General features: G+C 60.5%; 14 protein-coding genes. 7 read left to right on the top strand and 7 right to left on the bottom strand.

Annotation, left to right across the window (positions count from 1 at the left end):
• Position 1 precedes the first annotated feature (1 nt).
• Positions 2 to 1597, bottom strand: coding sequence for an MBL fold metallo-hydrolase RNA specificity domain-containing protein (locus GRI44_RS12950; protein ID WP_160602153.1), 1596 nt, complete (start codon positions 1595 to 1597; stop codon positions 2 to 4).
• 44 nt (positions 1598 to 1641) lie between these two features.
• Positions 1642 to 2229 carry a hypothetical protein gene (locus GRI44_RS12955; protein WP_332872422.1) on the bottom strand — a complete coding sequence of 196 codons (588 nt, stop codon included), beginning with the start codon at positions 2227 to 2229 and terminating at the stop codon, positions 1642 to 1644.
• A gap of 153 nt (positions 2230 to 2382) precedes the next feature.
• On the opposite strand from GRI44_RS12955, the gene GRI44_RS12960 reads away from it, so the two are divergent.
• From GRI44_RS12960 to GRI44_RS12975, 4 genes are all read left to right on the top strand, one after another.
• Positions 2383 to 3633 carry an ACS family MFS transporter gene (locus GRI44_RS12960; protein WP_160602154.1) on the top strand — a complete coding sequence of 417 codons (1251 nt, stop codon included), beginning with the start codon at positions 2383 to 2385 and terminating at the stop codon, positions 3631 to 3633.
• A gap of 93 nt (positions 3634 to 3726) precedes the next feature.
• Positions 3727 to 5577, top strand: a complete 1851-nt coding sequence (locus tag GRI44_RS12965; RefSeq protein ID WP_160602155.1) for a tetratricopeptide repeat-containing sulfotransferase family protein — start codon at positions 3727 to 3729, stop codon at positions 5575 to 5577.
• A 105-nt stretch (positions 5578 to 5682) separates the two neighbouring features.
• A complete protein-coding gene (locus tag GRI44_RS12970) occupies positions 5683 to 8082 on the top strand; it encodes a TonB-dependent receptor (protein ID WP_160602156.1) in 2400 nt (799 codons plus the stop codon).
• Positions 8083 to 8095: 13 nt separating this feature from the next.
• Positions 8096 to 9388 (top strand): amino acid permease, encoded by a 1293-nt coding sequence (locus tag GRI44_RS12975; protein ID WP_160602157.1) that lies wholly within the window; start codon positions 8096 to 8098, stop codon positions 9386 to 9388.
• On the opposite strand, the gene GRI44_RS12980 is transcribed toward GRI44_RS12975, so the two are convergent.
• Complete coding sequence (locus GRI44_RS12980; RefSeq protein WP_160602158.1) at positions 9385 to 9984, bottom strand: TetR family transcriptional regulator C-terminal domain-containing protein; 600 nt, start codon at positions 9982 to 9984, stop codon at positions 9385 to 9387. The two genes, GRI44_RS12975 and GRI44_RS12980, sit on opposite strands and share 4 nt — an antisense overlap.
• A gap of 36 nt (positions 9985 to 10020) precedes the next feature.
• Between GRI44_RS12980 and GRI44_RS12985 the strand changes: the two genes are divergently transcribed.
• Positions 10021 to 11190 carry an aromatic ring-hydroxylating oxygenase subunit alpha gene (locus GRI44_RS12985; protein ID WP_160602159.1) on the top strand — a complete coding sequence of 390 codons (1170 nt, stop codon included), beginning with the start codon at positions 10021 to 10023 and terminating at the stop codon, positions 11188 to 11190.
• Complete coding sequence (locus GRI44_RS12990; RefSeq protein WP_160602160.1) at positions 11187 to 12794, top strand: phytoene desaturase family protein; 1608 nt, start codon at positions 11187 to 11189, stop codon at positions 12792 to 12794. Before GRI44_RS12985 ends, GRI44_RS12990 begins: the two co-directional genes overlap by 4 nt.
• Before the next feature lie 6 nt (positions 12795 to 12800).
• Here the strand turns inward: GRI44_RS12990 and GRI44_RS12995 are convergent, their stop codons facing one another.
• Both GRI44_RS12995 and GRI44_RS13000 read right to left on the bottom strand, forming a co-directional pair.
• Complete coding sequence (locus GRI44_RS12995) at positions 12801 to 14090, bottom strand: metal-dependent hydrolase family protein (RefSeq protein WP_160602161.1); 1290 nt, start codon at positions 14088 to 14090, stop codon at positions 12801 to 12803.
• A complete protein-coding gene (locus tag GRI44_RS13000; RefSeq protein ID WP_160602162.1) occupies positions 14087 to 15502 on the bottom strand; it encodes a M20/M25/M40 family metallo-hydrolase in 1416 nt (471 codons plus the stop codon). The genes GRI44_RS12995 and GRI44_RS13000 overlap by 4 nt, the downstream gene beginning before the upstream one ends.
• 160 nt (positions 15503 to 15662) lie before the next feature.
• Between GRI44_RS13000 and GRI44_RS13005 the strand changes: the two genes are divergently transcribed.
• Positions 15663 to 16652, top strand: a complete 990-nt coding sequence (locus GRI44_RS13005) for an aldo/keto reductase (protein ID WP_160602163.1) — start codon at positions 15663 to 15665, stop codon at positions 16650 to 16652.
• A 20-nt stretch (positions 16653 to 16672) separates the two neighbouring features.
• On the opposite strand, the gene GRI44_RS13010 is transcribed toward GRI44_RS13005, so the two are convergent.
• A complete protein-coding gene (locus GRI44_RS13010; protein ID WP_160602164.1) occupies positions 16673 to 18328 on the bottom strand; it encodes an acyl-CoA dehydrogenase family protein in 1656 nt (551 codons plus the stop codon).
• Positions 18325 to 19143, bottom strand: coding sequence for a MaoC family dehydratase N-terminal domain-containing protein (locus GRI44_RS13015; RefSeq protein WP_160602165.1), 819 nt, complete (start codon positions 19141 to 19143; stop codon positions 18325 to 18327). Before GRI44_RS13015 ends, GRI44_RS13010 begins: the two co-directional genes overlap by 4 nt.
• Positions 19144 to 19290 lie beyond the last annotated feature (147 nt).

Here is a 19290-nt window from a genome sequence, read left to right on the forward strand (position 1 = left end):
CCTACTGTTTGCGCTGGTCCCTATATTGCGCATAGCTGTCGAGCACGGCCCGCATTTCACGAATGGCTTTCTGGCGCTGCTGTTCATTTGTGATGGTGCGCAGCCTGTCTTTCAGATCGGTGGCGAATTCCGCATATTCATTTTGCCAGTCGCGCCCGACAGCGGCCTGCAATTCCACCGTGCCGATCTTGCTGCGTTTGGCGGGCTGGCCTGCTTCCAGCCGGTATGTTTCGCCTATTTCAGGCAGGCGCACGCTTAATTGCGGATTGCGCCGCTGCAATTCGCGGCGCAGCCCTTCAAGCCCGGTAATCTCGCCATGGTCGAGGAAAAGGCTGCCATGGATGGGGCTGCGTTCTTCAATCCAGTCCAGCAATTCGTTCTTGTCGGCATGGGCAGAATAGCAATCGATCCGGCGGATTTGCGCCCTGACGCGCACATCCGTGCCCGAAATGCGCACGGTTTTCGCCCCTTCCAGAATTACCCGGCCAAGCGATCCCTCGGCCTGAAACCCGACAAACAGCACCGTGGCTTCGCGCCGGTGGAGATTGTTGACCAGATGGTGCCGGATGCGGCCCCCTTCACACATGCCCGAGGCGGCCAGAATAATAACCCCTGACATGGAATTGAGGCGCATGGACTGGGCCACGTCTTCGGTGAAATGAAACGCCGGATCGGCAAAGATATTGATGCCGCCAGTGTCTTCCAGATCGGCGGCATGGCGCGCAAAAACGCTGGTGGTGCGGCTGGCCAACGGCGAATCGATAAACACCGGCACATCGGGAATACGCCCCGCGCGCAGCAGGAAAGCCAGATCCAGCAGCAGTTCCTGCGTGCGTTCCAGCGCAAAGGTGGGAATGACCAGATTGCCGCCCCGCGTCAGTGCTGCAACCACTTCGGATTCAAGCAATCTGCGGCGCCCTTCCAGCGTAATGGGTTCACGTTCCCTGTCGCCATAGGTGCCTTCGCAGATAATATGGTCAAAGCCTGATGGCCCGGCCGGGTCCAGCTGGAACGCCTTGTTGTCCGGGCCAATATCGCCGGAACACAAGATCCGGACCCCGCCTGTTTCCAGTTCCGCAGATGCCGCGCCCAGAATATGCCCGGCGTTCCACAGCCGTGCCCGAAAGCCGGTCTCAGGTTCAAACCATTCTTCCAGCGCCACCGGACTGCACATTTTCCACGCGGCCAGCGCATCGCGCTCGGTATAGGCGGGGACGAAGGGTGTTTCACCGGCGCGGTCACGCCTGCGGTTGCGCCGCGCCACATCCGCTTCCTGAATGCGCCCGCAATCCGCCAGCATATATTCCAGCAAATCAGAGGTTGGCCGGGTGCACCAGATCTTCCCCCTGAACCCGTCGGCCACCAGTTTGGGCAGCAAGCCGCTGTGATCAATATGCGCGTGGGTGAGGATGACTGCGGCAATGTCTTTCGGGTCAAATGCAAAAGGCCGGTTGTTCAGCGTTTCCAGCGTGCGCGACCCCTGAAACAGGCCGCAGTCCACCAGCACCGACCGGCTGCCCAGCGTGAATTGCATACATGAACCAGTGACCGTGCGCGCTGCGCCATGGAACGTCAGGGAAAGGGACGGATTGGACATTCGCTCACCTCGTCTTGTCATAAGCCGCGGCATCAGTGCCGCTTTTAATCCTGCCTGCTGGCGTGGCCATTCAGATATTTCTGCCAGTCAATCCGGGTCAGAGCGATCAGTGCGGCAATCATCGCCAGTTGCACCGCAATGCCCAGCGGGCTGGTCAGGCCTGCGGCCAACACCTCGCCAAGGGACGAATGCCTGATTGTCTGCGCGCTCAAACCATAGACTGTATAGGAAACCAGCCGTCCTGCAAAAAAGGCCAGGGTAAAGCCCAGTAGCCGCACGCCTGTCAGGCCAGCCGCCTCGAACAGTTGGGCCGATGGAACGGGGGACAATGCAAACAGCGCCAGTGCCAATATGCCGCCGCGCCGGTTACGTTCAAACACTGCCCGCGCCGCTGCCAGATTGTGTCTGGTGCGCTGCGGCACATGACCCCCCAGCAGCCTGAAGGCGATTGCCAGCAGATAACGCCCGATGGCCGCCGCCGCTGCGCCTGTCAGCACAATCATGAACAGCGGCAACGATGTGTTGATGCCGTAAAGGACGATGATCGACCATGTCGGAGGCCCGAAGGCGGGCATCAGATTAACCCCCAGCACGATGGCGAACAGGATCAGATAGGGCGCTGTGTCATCCACCGCGCAATACCATCATGTCTGGTGCAGATAAGCAATCACCAAGGCCGGTCAAAGGCGCGTGTTCTGCGCGCTAGGCAGATTGGCAAGCCTATGGCAGAAGCTGTGCGGATAGTGCCGGTACCTGGCGGCACCCGTCATCTTTGGGGAGGGGTGATGATGCAAAAACGCCACCAATTGGTGTTCATGGCATTTCTGGCCATTTTCATCTGTTACATGGACCGCGTGTCCATTTCGGTCGCGATCATCCCGATGGTGGATGATTATGGCTGGGATCTGACGACGCAGGGGCTGGTCCTGTCCAGCTTCTTTGTCGGATATCTGCTCCTACAGATTATCGGCGGAAAACTGGCGGACCGGTTCGGCGGCAAGATCGTGCTCGGTTTTGGTGTGTTGCTATGGTCGATCTTCACCATCCTGACCCCGCCTGCCGCGGCCTTTGGCCTAGCCGCGCTGGTCACCGTGCGGATTTTAATGGGCATGGGCGAAGCGGTGACTTTCCCGGCCATTTTTGCCCAATATGCGCGCTGGATACCGCTGAAGGAACGGTCCCGCTCGGTCGCATTTTCAAATAGCGGCCTGCCGCTGGGCACTGTTTTTGCGTTGCTGGCGACGCCTGTCATCGTCAACACGCTGGGCTGGGAATGGGTGTTCTACCTGTTCGGCGCCACCGGGTTTGTCTGGTGCATTGCGTGGCTGTACTGGATTGCGCCCAGCCCGCAGACGCAGGCGAGAATATCGCCGCAGGAACTGGCCCTGATCGAAGCTGATGCCGTGTCAGACAGCATTGCGCCTGCAACGCCGTGGCGGGCCTTGCTGACCAATATGCCGGTGTGGGCCATTATCGTTGCCCATTTCTGCAACAACTGGTCGCTTTATGTGCTGCTGGCGTGGCTGCCCACTTTTGTAAACAAGGGGCTGGGCGTGGATTATGCCTCGATCGGCATTTACGCCATGATGCCGCATATCGCGTCCTTCATCTGCCTCAACATTGCGGGCAATTTTGCTGACCGGATGATTGGCGGCGGCATGTCTGTCACGCGGGTCCGCAAGATCATGATGCTGGTCGGCTTTGGCGGGATTATCGCATCGCTGATGGTGGTTGGCGGCATCAAGGATGCCGTGACAGCCATTGCGGTCATGACCGCTGGCAGCGCGCTGGGCGCGTTTGTGATTGGCGGGTTTTTCGTAAATCACATGGATATTGCGCCGCGCCATGCCGGCACGTTGATGGGCATTACCAATACCGCAGGCACTATTCCCGGCATTATTGGCGTGGCGGTAAGTGGGTGGATATTGGAAACCACCGGATCATGGGCCTTGTTGTTTCAGGTGACAGCGGCAGTCACTGCATTCGGCCTTGTTTTCTACCTGCTGTTTGCCAGCGGCGAACGGCAGGTGGACTGACCATCTGTGGCCATTGACACGTGCCGCGGGCGGTGGCCTGAACCCGCCCCAATTGCCCTACCATCGGCGCTGCAGCCATGATAACCGGCAGGAATGGATGCCAATCGCCCGACCGGTAAATCGCCCGCCCGCCTGCCCGCCCGCCCGCCAGCCCATCCCCCGGCCAATATTCCGATTGCGGAGCTGGTTCAGCGCGACCCGGCGGCGGCGGCAAGGCACCTTCAGACCGTGGTGGCGCGCGACCCGCATAATGCAGGGGCGCAGCGCCTGCTGGGCAAGGCGCTGCGGGGCGCAGGCCGCTCGGCCGATGCGGAACTGGCGGAAGCCGCCGCCATCCGCGCATCCGTCTATGACCCGCAGATGCAGGACATTGGCGTTGCCATGGTCCATAATGATTTGCCTCAGGCAGAAGCCCTGCTGCGCCAGCGCCTTGCCAGCCAGCCGACCGATGTTGCGGCCATTCGGCTGATGGCGGAACTGGCCGCGCGCATTGGCCGGCTGGAAGATTCCGAACGGTTGCTGCACCGCGCGCTGGAACTGGCACCGGCCTTCACCGTGGCCAAGGCCAATCTGGCGACGGTCCTTTATAAACAGCACCGTTTTGCGGAAGCGGCGAACCAGCTGGAAGCCCTGCTGCTGACCGATGATGGCAGCCCGTCCGACCGCAATCTGCTGGCAGCGGCATTGGGCCGGATTGGCAATTATGACGAGGCGCTGGCGCTGTACCGCGAGCTGACCGAAAGTTTCCCCGAACACGCCAAATTGTGGATGAGTTACGGCCATGTGCTGAAAACCGTGGGGCAGATGGATGAAGGCGTGGCAGCCTACCGCCATGCGCTGGCCAATCAGCCGGATCTTGGCGAAGTGTGGTGGAGCCTGGCGAACCTCAAGACATTTGCTTTCACAGATGATGACGTGGCCGCAATGGAAGCCGCGCTGACCGCAGAGCCAGAGCTGGAAGACCGGCTGCATTTGCATTTCGCCTTGGGCAAGGCACTGGCTGACAGGGGCGATGTGACCGCATCGTTCGAACATTACCGCCAGGGCAATGCGCTGAGGAGCGAGGAACTCGGCTATGATCCGGCGCGGGTCAGCACACAGGTTGACCGTGTCTGCGAAATCATGACCCCGCAATTTGTGGCAGCGCTGCAAGGCACGGATGGCCTTGGGGGCGATGCGTCTTGCGATCCGGTATTCATCCTTGGCCTGCCGCGTGCCGGATCGACCCTGATCGAACAGATCCTTGCCAGCCATTCGCAGATCGAAGGCACGATGGAATTGCCCGATATTCCCGCCATGGCCATGCGCGAAGCCAAGGCGCTGGGCGAAGGCACCTATGACTGGCCTGGCGCGCTGGCGGCCATGGAACGGGCGCGTCTGGCCGAACTGGGCGCGGAATTTCTCGATCGCACCCGTGTGCAGCGCAAGACGGACAAGCCCTATTTCATCGACAAGCTGCCCAATAACTGGGCCTATGCCGGGTTCATCCATGCCATTTTGCCCAATGCGAAAATCATCGATGCGCGCCGGCATCCGATGGATTGCTGTTTCTCCAATTTCCGCCAGCATTTCGCCAAGGGGCAGGGATTTTCCTACGACCTTGACCATATTGGCCGCTATTACGCCGATTATGTCCGGGCGATGGACCATTATGATGCGGTGCTGCCGGGCCGCATCCACCGCGTAATCCACGAGGAATTGCTCGATGAACCCGAAGTGGTGGTTCGCCGCCTGCTGGAATATCTCGCCCTGCCGTTTGAGGATGCGTGCCTGGAATTTTACCGCAACCGGCGGGCAGTGAGAACTGCGTCGAGCGAACAGGTGCGGCGCCCCCTAAACCGCGATGGGGTGGACCAGTGGGTTCCTTATGCCCAATGGCTTGGCCCGCTAGAGACTGCGCTGGGCGATTTGCCGCAGACATACACGCGCAATAACGTGTCATAAAAACCGCATCTGCCGTTTTTCTACAATCTTCAACCCTCGGGCACTTGCCAAATAATACGTGATGTGGCGTTTTTGCGCCATAATTCATCTCACGGGGGAACGCAGATGAACAATTTGCAGATCAGGACAAACATTCGCGCCACTGCAGTGCTGCTTGCCAGCACGGCGATGGTTTGGGGCGGGGCTGCCTTTGCCCAATCGCAGACTTCGCAAAACGCGCAGGACAGCGACATCATCATCGTGACCGCGCAGAAGCGCGCGCAGGATTTGCAGGATGTGCCCGTTGCCATCACTGCCATCGGCACGGAAAAGCTGGACCAGTTGCAGGTGAATGATCTGGAAGGCGCGGTGAAGTTCCTGCCTTCGGTCACCATCCAGTCGATCAGTCCCGGTTTCTCGCAGGTCTATTTCCGCGGGGTGGCATCGGGCGAAAATGCCAACCATTCATCATCCCTGCCCACCGTCGGCACCTATCTTGATGAAATGCCGGTCACCACCATTCAGGGCGCGCTGGATATTCACGCCTATGACCTTGCCCGGGTGGAAGCACTGGCTGGCCCGCAAGGCACGCTATATGGCGCAAGTTCCATGGCCGGCACAATCAAGCTGGTCAGCAATCCGCCTGAAATCGGCTCCACTTACGGTGCTGCCGATCTGGAAGTGAACAGCGTGGCCCATGGCGGTGTTGGCGGCATTGCCGAAGGTTTCCTCAATGTCGGCCTGTCTGACAATGCGGCATTGCGGGTGGTGGGCTGGTATCGTCATGATGCCGGGTACATCGACAATATTGCGGGCAGCCGCACCTTCCCCACATCCGGCATCACGCAGACCAACGCCGATCTGGTGGAAGAAGATTACAATGAAGTCGATACCTATGGCGCACGTCTGGCGCTGGGCATCGAACTCAATGACAGCTGGACCTTGCGCCCCACCATCATGGGTCAGGTCCAGAAAGTCAGCGGCAGTTTCGGGCAGGAACGCAGCACCGCGGTCAGCAAGAAGCTACAAACCGTCCAGTACAATCCCGAACGCAGCAAAGACGAATGGCTGCAGGCGGCTCTCACTATCGAAGGCCAGATCGGCAATTGGGATCTGGTGGCGACAGCCGGCCATCTGCGGCGCAAGGCTGAAGTGGAATCCGACTATTCGGATTATTCCTATTTCTACGATGCGCTATATGGCTCAGGCGCTTATTTCTACGACAACACCAACACGCTGATCAGCCCCAACCAGTATATCCAGGGGCAGGATACCTATCGCCGCAATTTCAGTGAAATCCGCATCAGTTCGCCGCAAACCAACCGTTTGCGGATGATGGCCGGGCTGTTCGCGCAGCGCCAGTCGCATATTATCGAACAGAATTACATCGTTGACGATCTGACCGATTATTTCACCGTTACCGGCACGGATAGCGACATCTGGCTGACCAAGCAGAAGCGGGTTGACCGCGACTATGCCGCCTTTGGCGAAATCAGCTTCGACCTGACCGACCAATTGACCGCAACCGGTGGCATCCGCGTCTATAATTACAAGAATTCGCTCAAGGGTTTCTTCGGGTATAATGCCAATTTCTCCAGCCGGACGGGCGAAGCTGCGTGTTTTGCGCCCGCCAGCGTTGCCGGATCGCCCTGCACCAATCTCGACAAGACCACGTCGGATACAGATTTCATCCATAAGCTGAACCTGACTTACAAGATCAACGAAGATGCGATGGTCTATGCCACATGGTCCCGCGGCTTCCGCCCGGGCGGCATCAACCGGCGCGGCACCTTGCCGCCCTACCGGCCAGACCAGCTCGACAATTATGAACTGGGCTGGAAAACCCAGTTCGGCGCGCTGCGTTTCAATGGTGCGGTGTATCAGGAAGACTGGAATGACATCCAGCTGTCCTTCCTGGGTGAAAACGGGCTGACGGAAATCCGCAATGCCGGCATCGCCCGTATTCGCGGGGTGGAAATGGACCTTGGCTACCGTCAGGGCGGTTTCACCTTCAATGTGGCGGGCAGTTACAATGATGCCACCATCCAGCGTGATTTCTGCCGTATCGCGAATTCGGCGTTTGATTGCACGCTTGATCCGGGTGACGGGCGCACCAATGCACTGCTGGCCCCGGCAGGCAGCCGCCTGCCGGTTACCGCCAAATTCAAGGGCAATGCCATTGCCCGCTATGAATTCCCGGTTGGCGGGATGGATGGCCATGTCCAGTTCGTCGCCAATCACATCGGCAAACGGCGCAGCGACCTTCGCGATTATGAAAACAGCATCAAGGGCAATTTCGATGCCTATACCACGGCTGATTTCAGCGTGGGCGTGGACAGCGGAACATACCGGATCGAACTGTTCGCCACCAATCTGTTTGACAGCAATGGCGTGGTCAACAGCGGGGTCCAGTGCCTGGAAACCACTTGCGGCGACCCGGACGGCATCAGCGGCACAGGCGGCGTCTTTTACGACAGCGTCATCAAGCCGCGCATCATCGGGCTGAAGGTCGGCACAGATTTCTGATCCGGTGCAGGACATGACGAACAAGGCAGGAGGGCCGGGCCGCAAGCTCGGCCTTTTTGCTGCCATTGCCCTGGTCATGGGCAATATGATCGGCTCAGGGGTCTTCCTGCTGCCCGCCAGCCTTGCGCCGTTCGGCTGGAATGCGGTGGCCGCATGGATTGCCACCATTTCAGGCGCGCTGGTCCTTGCCTATGTGCTGGCCAGGCTGACCAAGGCCTTCCCCGAGGCAGGCGGACCCACCGGTTTCGTGCAGGAAGCATTCGGCTCTGTGGCGGCTTTTTTGATAGGCTGGGTGTTCCTTGTTTCGATCTGGACCGGGGTGGTGACCATTGCGGTCGCGGCGATCAGCTATCTTTCCAGCATGGTGCCGGGCATTGCCGATGCGCCGCTACGCCCTGCGATACTGGCGGCCATAACCGTATGGCTGCTGACCTTGCTCAACCTTCGCGGGGTGAAGGCAGCGGGCAATTTCCAGGTTGTGACCGTGCTCATCAAGATCATCCCGCTGGTGGTGGTGATCATTATTGCCGCGGCCCTGCTTGGGGGCGGGACAGGGGAAATCGCGCCGTTCAAACCCGAAACCATCAGCCTCACGGCCATAAACGGGGCGGCAGCGCTCACGCTGTGGGCATTGCTGGGGTTTGAATGTGCCAGCGTTGCCACGGCCAGGGTGGAAAATGCGCCGGTCAATGTGCCGCGCGCCACCATGTGGGGCACGGCGTTGACGGGCCTGCTTTACCTGCTGGTCTGTTCGGCTATCGCGCTGATGCTGCCGGCGGAAATCGCCAGCAGATCGCCCGCGCCTTTTGCCACATTTGTGGAAAGATACTGGGCGCCGGGCCCTGCTGCACTGATCGCGGTTTTCGCTGTGGTCAGCTGTGTCGGCGCGCTTAATGGCTGGATGATCATGGTGGGGGAATTGCCGCGAACCATGGCAGAAAAAGGGATGCTGCCTGCGTGGTTCGGCGTGACTGACAGCAATGGCACCCCGCGCCGCGCCTTGCTGGTCTCTGCCGTCATCGCCACCGTGCTGGTGATGATGAACGCCAGCCGCACGATGCAGGAACTGTTCGAATTTCTGCTGCTGCTGTCCACTTCGGCCAATCTGTGGCTGTATCTGGCCTGTGCCATGGCCGCAGTGCGGCTGAAAGTGGCGCTGCCCTTTGCCTTTGTCGGCATTGCCTATTCGCTTTGGACCTTATGGGGCGCGGGCCTTGATGCCAGCGGGCTTAGCCTGGTGCTGATGCTGGCGGGCCTGCCGCTTTACTGGTGGGCCAAAAAGGACCGCAAAGTTGCGGCGCTTTAATCCAGCAGTTTTTCCAGCCACAATTCTGCCAGCACTTCGGCTTCTTCGGGCGTGAAGGGGGCATCGCCCAGGCTGAGTTCCAGCCACAGCCCGTCAATCAGCGCGGTCAAAGCCACAGCCGCCAGCCGCGCGTCCGGCAGATCAGGCCGGTAGGCGGCAATCAGCCGTTCCACCCCTTGGCGAAAGTCGCGGTAAATCTCGGAATGCACGGCCGCAATCGCAGGGTCGCTGCGGGTCATGGCCCAGAACCCCAGCCACGATGCCAGCAGGTCCGTGCTGGCGATGGGCGGACGGAAACTGGCTGTCAGATAGGCCAGCAGCCGCGCGCGGGGGTGGGGCGCTGCCTGCGCGACGGCCAAATCCAGCGCGCTGGCCACGCATGACCCCGTCCAGCGATAGGCTTCCGCGATCGCATCGGTGACGCCTGCAAAATAGTGGCGCAGCAGGCCCGGCGATACGCCGGCTTCGGTGCAGATGGCGCGCACAGATACACCCGATGCACCGCGCCGGGCCAGACAGCGGGCTGTCGCCTCGATCAGGCTTTGCCGCCGATCATCGGGCGCTTCACGCGTAAATGATGGTTGTTGTTGGGTCATCGGCTTGTTATACGACCGTATAGTAAGGAGCGTTCCATGGCAACTCGGACCCGGACAGAGACAGATGCCGCAGTTGATCCGCTGGACGGGTGGAGCCTGCCTGCGTGGACCTATTCCGACCCCGAGTTTTTCGCGGTGGAGCAGGAACGGATTTTTGCGCCGAGCTGGCAAGTGGTGTGCCACATATCCGACATTCCGGCCCTGGGCGACTGGCACACGCTGGACTATATCGGCGAAAGCGTCATCGTCACGCGGGGGCGCGACGACCAGATCCGCGCCTTTACCAATGTCTGCCGCCACCGGGGTTCGCGCCTTGTGGACGGCCAGAGCGGATGCGCGAAAAAGCTGGTGTGTCCCTATCACGCCTGGACCTATGATCTTGACGGCAGGCTGACCGGCGTGCCGGACAGCGCCAGCTATCCCGCTCTGGACAAGGCAGAACAGGGGCTTGCGCCTGTTTCACTCGAAATCTGGCGCGGCTTCATCTTTGTCCGCCTGAAGGACGAAGGCCCGTCTGTTGCCGAAATGATGGCGCCGTATGATGCGATGGTGGAACCCTACCGGCTGGAAGAATTGCAGGCGCTGGGCCGCGTCACCATGCGCCCGCGGGAAGTGAACTGGAAGAACATCGGCGATAATTATTCCGACGGGCTGCACATCGCCGTGGCGCATCCTGGCCTGACGCGGCTGTTCGGCAAAAGTTACGGCGTGGAAGCGGAAACCAATGTCGACCGGATGTGGGGCGACATGGTGGACCGGCCCTCGGACAATTGGTCGGAAAGACTGTATCAGAAGCTGCTGCCGCCGGTGCCGCATTTACCGGAAGCAGCGCAGCGCCACTGGCTCTATTTCAAGCTGTGGCCCAATGTCGCCTTCGACATTTACCCCGATCAGGTGGATTTCATGCAGTGGCTGCCGGTCAGCCCGACCACCAGCGTTATCCGTGAAATCAGCTATGTGCTGGAAGATGATCGCCGCGAAATGCGCGCTGCCCGCTATCTGAACTGGCGGATCAACCGGCAGGTCAATGCGGAAGATACGGTGCTGATTACCCGCGTCCAGCAGGGCATGGCATCGCGCAGTTTCACCATGGGGCCATTGTCCGACAAGGAAACCTGCCTCCGGCATTTCTGCAAACGGATGCGCGATATCATCCCGCACGCCCGCGAAGAACATCAACCACCTGCCGGATGGAGCCGCGCATGACCAAACAATATGATGCCGTGATCATCGGCGCGGGCCATAATGGCCTTGTCTGCGCCTTTTATCTTGCCCAAGCGGGCCTGAAAGTGCGCATCGTGGAACGGCGCGACGTGGTGGGCGGCGCTGCGGTGACGGAGGAATTTCACCCCGGTTTCCGCAATTCCGTCGCCAGCTATACCGTCAGCCTGCTGCAGCCCAAGGTCATCCGCGACATGAAGCTGGAAGATCATGGTTACAAGGTGATCGAACGGCCAATATCCAATTTCCTGCCGCAGGAAAACGGCGGCTACCTCAAACTGGGCGGCGGTCTTGAACGCACCCAGGCGGAGTTCCGCAAATTCTCGAACCATGATGCCGAGGTTCTGCCCGCCTATTACGAAGCGCTGGAAACCGTGGCCGAGGTGCTGCGCGATCTGGCGCTGAAATCCCCGCCCAACATGGGCGATGGTTTCCGCACGCTGATAGATGGCGCTTTGCAGGGCAGGGGGCTGGCGAAACTGTCGATGGCGCAGAAGCGTGACTGCCTCGACCTGTTTACCAAATCCGCCCGCAGCTTCCTCGACAGCTGGTTTGAAAGCGAAGCGGTCAAGGCGGCTTTTGGGTTCGACGCAGTGGTCGGCAATTATGCATCGCCCGACACTCCGGGCAGCGCCTACGTGTTGCTGCACCACGTCTTTGGCGAAGTGAATGGCAAGAAGGGCGCGTGGGGCCATTGCGTTGGCGGCATGGGCGCCATTACCCAGATGATGGCCAAAGTCTGTCTGCAGGCCGGGGTGGAAATCAGCCTGGAAAGCCCGGTGTCGCGGGTGCTGGTGGATGGCGAGACAGTCGGCGGCGTTCGGCTGGAAAGCGGCGAGGAAATCGCGGCCAAACGGGTCATCGCCAATGTCGGGCCCAAGATCCTGTATGACCGCATGTTTGACGAAGGCGATCTGAAGCCGGAATTCAAGCGGCGGATGAAGGGGTTCAAGGCAGGCAGCGGCACGTTCCGCATGAATGTCGCCCTGTCGCAGCTGCCCCGTTTCACCTGCCTGCCGGAGCCGGGTGAACATCACCAGTCGGGCATCATCCTTGCCCCCACGCTGGATTACATGGACCGCGCATTTCTCGATGCCAAACGGGATGGCTGGTCAAAAGCGCCGATTGTCGAAATGCTCATCCCTTCCACCGTGGACGATACGCTTGCGCTTGAAGGGCAGCATGTCGCCAGCCTGTTCTGCCAGCAATTCGCTCCCGAATTGCCCGATGGCAGGGATTGGGATGCCGAAGAGGGCAAGGCTGTCGATGTGATCATCGACACAGTCGAAGCGCAGGCACCGGGTTTCCGTGCGACCATTCTGGGAATGCAGGTGCTTTCACCCAAGGGGCTGGAACGCAAATTCGGCCTGGCGGGCGGCGATATCATGCATGGTAACATGGGCATCGACCAATTGTGGTCAGCGCGGCCAGTGCTGGGCCATGGCGCCTATCGCGGCCCGCTGAAGGGGCTGTATATGTGCGGCGCAGGCACCCATCCGGGCGGCGGCGTCACCGGCGCACCGGGCCATAATTGCGCACGCGAAGTCATTGCGGACAAGGGCCGGTTCGGACGTTTCCAGACCGGCTGACCCCCGCTATTTGATGATCTGGCCCCCCTTCATCACATGGGTGACCGTTTCCAGCACGCGCACATTTTCCAGCGGGTTGCCTGCCACCGCAATCAGATCGGCAAATTTGCCGGGTGTGACAGTGCCAAGTGCATCATCGTGGCCAATGAGTGTTGCCGCATCCAGCGTGGCGGCGCGAATGGCGCGCGCAGGCGTCATGCCATTGGCGACCATATAGGCAAATTGCCGCCCGTTGATGCCATGGGGATAGACCCCGCTATCGCTGCCGAACGCCAGCTTCACGCCCATGTCCGCAGCTTTGCGAAAATTGGCGCGCTGGATATCGGTCGTCTCGCGGTTCTTGCGCAGATATTCCTCCGGCCAGCCTTCTGCCGTGCCGACTTCGTCGATGTAATCGCCGTTGAAAACGTCCATTACCAGCCACACGCCTGCGTCCTTCGCCATCGCCAAGCCTTCGTCATCAATCAGGCTGGCATGTTCAATGCTGCGGACGCCTGCGCGAATGGCATTCTTGATGCCTTGCGCGCCGTGCGCATGGGCGGTGGCATAGCTGCCGTGCCGGGTCGCCACTTCGACTGCGGCGCGTAATTCCGCCTCGGTCAGTTCCGGCTCCCCCGGTTCCGTGCCAATCGCCAGCACGGCCCCTGTCGCCATCAGTTTCAGAAAATCGACCCCGCCAGCAAACAGGAATTCTGCCCGCTCACGCGCTTGCTGAGGAGTGCCGAACACGCCCAGCCGCATATCGGCGGGAAGCTCGTCATTGGGAACCACGCCGTTCAATTCGCCCCCGCCGCCCGGATGGGTCAGATAGGCGCCGGCCACAAACATCCTTGGCCCCGGGACCGTGCCGGCGTTGATCGCATCGCGCAGGGCCACATCGGTCAGGCCGCGATAGGTGCCGACATCGCGCACCGTGGTGAAACCGGCCCGCAATGTGGTCAGCGCATTATGCGCCCCGATCAGCGCGGTTGCCGCTGGCGAAGTCTTGATCGGCGCTGCCAGATCCGCGCTTTGCCCCGCATCGGCCAGATGGGTGTGAAGGTCGATCAGACCGGGCAGCACGGTCAGGCCAGACCAGTCCACCCGCTGCGCCCCGTCAGGCGTGGCAGTGCAGTTTTCAACGCGGCTGATGCGATCATCGGTGACAAGGATGCATTGGCCCGTTGCCAGCGCGCCGCGCTCTACATCCAGCAATGCGCCTGTTTCGATGTAAAGCGATTGCGCCGATGCCGCGGAAAGCGGAGCAAGCACAGCGCAGGCGGCGCAGGCGGCGATGAGGGCCGTTGCGCCCCTCATTTTGCCGCCAGTTCGCGCAGCAGCGTATCGTAATATTTCATTCCCGGCGCGATGTTGCCCAGCGGCACCCGTTCATTCAGCCCGTGCGAATAATCATCGGAATCCTTCATGAAATTGCCGCTCGCCCCGTAACTCGGCACGCCCAGCGCACGATACCACATGGAATCCGATGCGCCTGACGCCTGCGATGCGATGATAGGGATTTCGCCAAACGCCGCATGGACTGCCCGCGTGGCAGCAGCCACGAAGTCGCGGTCAAACGGCGATGCCGGCGCGGCGACGACATATTCCGGGTTGATCTCGGAAAATTGCACTTCCGGCTGGTCTGCCACCATTTTCAGTTCGGCTATGATGGCGTCCTTGGCATGGCCGGGGAAGATGCGGCAATTCACATTGGCCGTTGCGCGCTGGGGCAGGGCGTTGAGCGCGTGGCCGCCCTCCACCATTGTCGGCACACAGGTGGTGCCGATCTTGCCAATCATCGCGGGATCGCCGCGCAACACGGCAATGGCTGCCTTGTCTGCCGGGTCCTGCGCAAAGGCGCGCATGGCCGCAGCGCGCAGCGGGTCGGATTCAAACGCGGCCGCCTTGCCGAAATAGTCCCGCGTGATGTCGTTCACTTCGGGCGTAAAGCGATAGGCGGCAATGCGCGCCAGCGCGGTGGACAGCTGCGCAATCGCATTGTCGTCACGCGGGGTGGAACTGTGGCCGCCATCATTGGTGACCACCAGCTGGAAATCAGCATAGGTCTTTTCGGCGCCCTGCCAGCTCCAGAATGCAGGCTTGCCCGTCTTTTCATCCAGCGCGCCCGATGCGCCATCCACATTCAGCACCAGCTTGGCATTTTTCAGCCGCTCCGCGATCATCTTGGATGTGATCATGGTGGTTTCTTCATCGCCCGAATAGGCGATGACTATGCTGCGTTTGGGCCTGAACCCGGACTGCCGCAGCCGGATCAGCGACACCATCGCCAGCACTGCGTCAAATTTGGTGTCACTGGCACCGCGCCCATACAAATAGCCGTTTTCCACCACCGGGGTGAATGGATCGCGCTCCCAGTCCTCAGGCTTTGCTTCGACCACATCCATATGGGCCGAAATGACAATCGGGCCGAGCGCCGGGTCGCTGCCGTGCCATGTTGCGATAAGATAGGCGGTGTCATCCAGCGGGGTGATTTCAATGTCGTTCCTGCTCCATCCGCCAGCCACCAGCGTATCGCTGAAAAGCTGAGCGACAGCCTTTGTCTGGTTGCCGTCACCGCGCACGGACCGCAGGGAAATTGCTGCCTTGGACAATTCCAGAACCTGCGCCGGTGTGCCCATTTCTGCCTGCGGCGATGCCTGCGCCAATGCCGGTGCCGAACCGAGTATGACTGCACCTGCGCCCAATGCGCCCAGAACGAATTTCCGCACCCCTGTTCTCCTTGTTAGCTGGGCCGATAGTGGACGGAAATGCGCGTACGGGCAATCACCCAAGACACACGCTTGCAGTGCATCGCGATAGCCGCCTATCAACGGCCAGACGGCACAATGGCACTTTTCCTTCTGCCAATCAGATTAAAGGCGTATTTTCATGACCAAGCGTATGCTCTGTGGCCGCCTTGTCCACCCCATCGGGCTTGGCTGCATGAACCTGTCCTGGGCCTATGGTGACCCGCCCGCGCATGAAGACAAGGTGCGGCTGCTGAATGAAGCGCTCGATCTGGGGTATGATCATCTCGACACGGCCAATATCTATGGCAAGGGCGCGAATGAGGAATTGCTGGCGCAGGCAGTGATGCACCGGCGGGACGAATTCCTGCTCGCCAGCAAGATGGGTATTACGCTTGATGGCCCGCGCCGGGGCATCGACTGTTCGCCGCAGGCAGTCGCAGCTGCGCTCGACGCCAGTCTGAAGCGGCTGGGAACAGACCATATCGATTTATATTACATGCACCGCTTCGACCCCAACGTGCCCATTGCCGACAGCGTGGGCGCCATGGCGCGAGCGATAGAGGCAGGCAAAATCGGGGCCTATGGCGTGTCGGAATGGTCATCGGCCCATATCCGCGAGGCGCATGGCGTTCATCCGATGGGGGCTGTGCAAAGCGAATTTTCACTGTGGACCCGCAATGCCGAGCTTGGCGTGCTGGAAACCACGCGCGAACTTGGCATTGCGCTGGTGGCTTTCTCGCCCGTGGCACGGGGCGCTTTGGGCGGTGAATTGAAAGACCCGGCCACATTGGGGGCAAAGGATTTGCGCCGCAATATGCCCCGGTTCAACGAAGAAAACTGGCCCCGTAATCTGGCGCTGATCGAACAGTTCTGCGCTTTGGCGAAGGCACAGGGGCTGGCCCCTGCGCAATTGGCGCTGGGCTGGCTGTTGGCGCAGGGCGATCATGTTCACGCCATTCCGGGCACGGTCAGCGCCGCCCATATGCGGGAGAATTTTGGCACGCTGAACATGGCCGTCGGCGCTGCCGCAATGGAAGAAGCAGGCCGCCTTATCAATCAGGAGGCCGTGGCAGGCCACCGCTATCCAGACGTGATGCGCGCCAGTATCGATACCGAAGATTACGCCTGAATTCAGGCAGGCCGGCCCGCTTAATTGCCGTGCCGGCCCTGCATTGCCAGCAGTCCGCGTGCGATGACCTGCGCCTGGATTTCGGCAGCGCCTTCGAAAATATTGAGTATCCGCGCATCGCACAGCACGCGGCTCACTTCATATTCCAGCGCATAGCCATTGCCGCCGTGGATTTGCACGGCATTATCCGCATTGGACCACGCAACCCGCGCAGCCAGCAGCTTGGCCATGCCTGCTTCGATATCGCAGCGCTCGCCCATGTCCTTGTGGCGTGCGGCTGAATAGGTCAGCTCGCGGGCCATCACCAGTTCTGCCACCATCAACGCCAGCTTGTCCGACACGCGCGGAAATCTGATCAGCGGCTTGGCGAACTGCTGGCGCTGCTGTGCATAGCGCAAGGCCAGATCAAACGCATTCCACCCCACCCCTACAGCGCGGGCCGCAGTCTGGATGCGCGCCCCTTCAAAAGTGCGCATCAGCTGTTTGAAACCCTGCCCTTCCTGCCTGCCAAGCAGGCCATCTGCCGCCACGGCAAAATTATCAAAGCCAAGCGTGTATTCCCGCATCCCGCGATAACCCAGCACGTCAATCTCGTCCCCCGCAATGCCGGTATCGGGGAACGGGCAATCCTGCGTCCCGCGTGTTTTTGCCGCCAGCAACATGGACAGGCCGCCATAGCTGGCATTGTCGGTATTGGTGCGGCACAATATCGTCATCAGGTCGGCGCGGGCGGCATGGGTGATCCATGTTTTTGCGCCCGTAATCTGCCAGCTGCCATCTGGCGCGAGCACGGCGCGGGTCTTCACCGAGGCAAGGTCGGATCCTGTGTCGGGTTCGGTAAAGACAGCCGTGGGCAAAACAGACCCATTGGCCAGCTGCGGCAGCCACTTCGCCTTTTGGGCCTGCGTTCCGTTTTCACCGATCAATTCGCCAGCAATTTCCGACCGTGTGCCTAGCGATCCTGCGCATATCCATCCACGCGACAATTCCTCTGACACCAGGCACATGGCCAGCTTGCCAAGGCCAAGCCCGCCATATTCCTCGGCAATACAGACGCCAAACACGCCAAGACTGGCCATTTCCTGCACCACTTCGATCGGTATCAGGTCATCGGCAAGATGCCATGCGTGCGCCTTGGGCGTGATCCGGTTGGCAGTAAAGGCGCGGAACTGGTCCCTGATCAGGTCGAGCGTTTCATCGCCAAACCCTTCAAACGGCCGGTCGCCCCGGCATAGCTGCTGTGCCAGCGCAGCACGCGTATCGGCTGTGCTTCCCGCCTCCAGAAAGGCGGCAACGCTGCGGGATGCGGCAAAATCTGCCGCCCGTGCGGACAGGCCGAATTCATGCGGGCGGATAATTTCGCTCTGGCTCATCGGCACCCCGCCAGCCAGCTGCGCGCAATATTCGCCAAACCCGATCCGCAGCATCAGCTCGTCAATCTGTCTGAATGCCCCATGGTCGCGGGCCCGCTGCGCCCAGTCCGCAGTGATGGCCAGCGCCTTGGCCGTGGTCGCGATCCACGCATATCCGTGCAGGATGCGCTGCTGATCCTCGGCGATTTTGGCGTCGAATTGCCCCTGCGGCGCCACTTGCTGCGCCAGCGCGCTGTGCACAGCATCTGCATAATCCTGCGCTGCTGCGGCCGCGTCCTGCGCCAGTTCAATCCAGTCAGTCATGCGTAAACTGCCGTTGCCGCGGTGCAGATCTCACCGTCGCAGCGCACAGCTTCGACGCCATTGCCCTCGCAGTGGCGCAGATAGGCTGGCTGACCAAGGAAAAGCGGCGCCAGCGCACGGAAGGAAAAACTGGCGAGTTCGCCCTTGCTCGCAGCCAGCCCGGCCAGCTTGGCCGCGATAAATGGCCCATGGACGACCAGCGCTGGGTAGCCTTCTGTTTCGACAGTGTAGGGCAGATCGTAATGAATGCGGTGGCTGTTGAAAGTGGCGGCGGAAAAGCGGAACAGATTAACTGCATCAGGCTGCCAGATTGCGCCTTCAGGCTGGCGGGCTGCCGGGGCGGGCAGGGACAGAGGATTTTCCGTCAGACCCCGGTACACAAAATGCTGGCTCTCGATAATGCGCGCAAGCCCGGCCTGCGACAATACACGTTCCACTTCGACAAATACCAGATCGCCCGAACGGCCGGTCTTATGCGCCACATTCTTGATGGTATTGATCATTTCAGCAACTTCGCCAATTTCCAGCGGCGCAGGAAAGGATATGTCGCTGCCGGCAAACATACGCCGCGGCAAAGTAATATCAGGCAAAAACCCGCCGCGCCTGGGGTGCCCGTCCCGGCCCAGCGCGTCATCCGTTGTTGCGGTGAGGAAAAATGCCGAATGGGCGAGGGGCGGCATCGCCTGCGCGGTGTCTGCCGATCCGCCCACCGCCAGCGAATAGCGTGACAGGCTTTCCTGGTCGAGCACTTGCCGCCGGCTCTCGACCCGGCCGACCCAGCTCGCCCATTGCGCGACATGCTCACTGTCCACCATACATCAACCAAACCTTCAAAAGAAATGATGCCAAACCACCGGATCCCGCCGGTTTAAACTGCACAAGCATGGGGTTTGGAACAGTTTGGCCAACCTGTCGATAAATTAGGCCGCTGCACAAACGCCGGCAAGGCGTGCCAATGGAAA

The organism is Allopontixanthobacter confluentis (assembly GCF_009827615.1).
Classification (GTDB): Bacteria; Pseudomonadota; Alphaproteobacteria; order Sphingomonadales; family Sphingomonadaceae; genus Allopontixanthobacter; species Allopontixanthobacter confluentis.